Below are 2,509 nucleotides of genomic sequence, written 5' to 3'. Positions count from 1 at the left end.
CAGGAAAATCAGATGTAACAAAACAGGACTAATCGCTGGTTTAAGCACAGACCCAAGCATTAATTTTATACTTTGTTACCTTGCGTTTTTATTCCGTTTAAATTCAGTTTGTATTAGTTTCTCAAGTTCTCCAAAATCGAATTTCAGCGTATTTGACGTAATCGAAAGAGGTGTTTTGTACATATTCATATTCCCTTTCATAAGTTTTGCTTGTAATTTGTTTTTAGCTTTTTCGATATATTTTTCAGGATTCACAATGTCAATGAGCAAGAACTTTGTCGACATTACTTGCTTTGTCCTTATATCAGAAATGTCATTCCATTCTATTAGCCCAATGCTAGATGCATTTGAGTTGTCAGTTATTCCGTTTGAGTCAATAATCAATCCGACTTTTTTGTCAAACAGTTTTTTAATTCCATAAATTCCTGCTGCTCCGAAAAACAGAATTCCAATTATTCCACTAATCCTAATAATTTCTGGGTTTGTGACACCAAAAATGTTAGGAATAAATCTTTCTGGGTCAGATGCAATCCAAATTCCTCCAGCTACAAAAGCAATTGAAGCTAACAATAATAAGGCTATTTTCTTTTTGCTCAATGGTATTTCAATTCGGTTATTCAATTCTTCTGATTTTGAGTGAGTTCAAATGCAAGGTAACGTTTTTGTGTAAGGAACGTTGCGGTTTTGTGTGCGAGGATTTTCCGCAGGAAAATCAGATGTAACAAAAGCGCAACGACCAAACGGTTGAACTAAAATAAGCAATGTTTTTTACACGTTGTTGCCTACTGTTGTTTTTGTTTTTACTTTCTTAAAATTCAAAAAAATGTAAACAAACCTGTGAAAAATTCCGCTATATTTTCCGTTCTGTGATTTAATTCCGCAAGAGTGAATTCCTGCGTTCAGTTCAGATTTGATAATATTATAAATTCCGAATGTGTTATAATTCCGCAAACTTGCTCAAATTCCGTTTAGTTTCTCATTCCACATTTTAGTCAGAATTCATTTTGACTTTTTTAATAGATGTTTGCCTAAAATTGAGATGTAAAAAAGTGCTAAAATCAGTAACGAAACATAAAAGAAAATTTCATAAAGTTCCGTTTTATTAGATTCCGTTTTTCCGATATAATTAGGCTTATCATTTTCAGTCAGCATTAAATATGTACAACCTAAAAACCATAAATGGACTACAAATATTTGAAGTTTAAAGATTAATTTCATTTAGCGTTCTGATTTCCCTCAATTGTTGGCAACGTGTTTGTGTATGATTTCGTTGCGTGTTTAAGCAACTAATTTAGCAAATAAATCACAGATAGAAAGTCCGCGAGGACTTTCGTAAGTAGGCTATAACTAGCAATGAATTATACACATTGTTGTAAACAGTTATTTGTTCAGATTTTTATTAAATTCAGATATTATTTTTTCCAATTCTGTTCCGTAAATCAATTCAGCATTTTCGTAGGACTGATTCTTGCATAGTTCAATAAACTTCTCTTTGTCGAGTGAAATTAAGTACTCAACAAAAGCTCCTGCTATTGGATATAAAATTTGTTCAGAAAATTTGTTTCCGTTAATCCATAATTCTTTGATGTCTATCTTTTGGTTTGGGATTGCATTTTTGGCCTTTTCCAATCTGTTTGTATTGGTCTGGTCAAAATAAACTCCAATTCCCTCGTTAATCAATCGATTTCTTTTATTTGTTTTGTCCAGCCAGAAAGAGATGTTATGCGCAATTTCGTGCCCTTTAGTTTGATTGTCCCTATTATGGGAAATACAATATTTTGGCTTTGAAAAACCCAAAGATTTGTTTAAAACCTTAATCGCCTCATCATTCGATTTCCAAACGAAAAAATCAATTTTTTTTGGCAAATTTGATTTGAAGAAAGTATTAATGTTCGAAAACGCTTTCTGTCTTTCAGTTATATATTGTTCTTTGTCAGAAATTAAAGTTCCGTTTTGAAAATGGAAAATGATATTTTTTGTTTCCTTTGTTTCCCAATCCTCATATGCTTTATCGAACCCAAATAGTAACGCTAAACCTCTTAATTTCTTTGTTGAGTTTTTTGTTCCTTTATACTTTAAAGAGTTCTCATAAAATTCTTGTGCTTTTTTAATATTTCCAATTGTGTAATATGATTCCATTAGTTCAATATTCGCCCAAGCATATTGCCAATCTTTGTCGGAACAATTTTTGGCTTTTTCTAAATAAGGAATGGCATCATTAAATTCATTCAGGATATTATATGCTTTTCCGATTCCCAAAAGTCCATCAAAATCATTTGGTTCAGATTGAATTACTTGTTTTCCTAATTCAATAACTTTTTCAAATTCCTTGTTCTTGAAAGCATTACTCATTTCAGACTTCTGTGAATAGCCTGAAACGCAAAATATTGCAATGAATATTATTTGAAGTAGAATTTTTGTCATAATTGTTTACAACTTTCACGTATATAGTTTGTGTCGCCTTATTATTTTGCTTGAGCGAGGCAGAAATGCGATAGCATTTTAGCGT

Annotated in this window: 2 protein-coding genes; both read right to left on the bottom strand. The window is 31.6% G+C overall.

Annotation, left to right across the window (positions count from 1 at the left end; translation table 11 throughout):
* Positions 1 to 75: 75 nt before the first annotated feature.
* On the bottom strand, positions 76 to 621 hold the full coding sequence (locus Q0739_RS14710; RefSeq protein WP_298239496.1) for an STM3941 family protein: 546 nt from the start codon (positions 619 to 621) through the stop codon (positions 76 to 78).
* 759 nt (positions 622 to 1,380) lie between these two features.
* Positions 1,381 to 2,424, bottom strand: a complete 1,044-nt coding sequence (locus tag Q0739_RS14705; RefSeq protein ID WP_298239495.1) for a hypothetical protein — start codon at positions 2,422 to 2,424, stop codon at positions 1,381 to 1,383.
* Positions 2,425 to 2,509 lie beyond the last annotated feature (85 nt).

The organism is uncultured Algibacter sp., assembly GCF_947487605.1.
GTDB lineage: Bacteria > Bacteroidota > Bacteroidia > Flavobacteriales > Flavobacteriaceae > Algibacter_D.
This window is presented reverse-complemented; position numbering and strand designations above follow the sequence as displayed.

Coding starts and splice junctions, on each gene's coding strand:
- Q0739_RS14705 (WP_298239495.1), bottom strand. CDS start 2,424: ATGACAAAAATTCTACTTCAAATAATATTCATTGCAATATTTTGCGTT.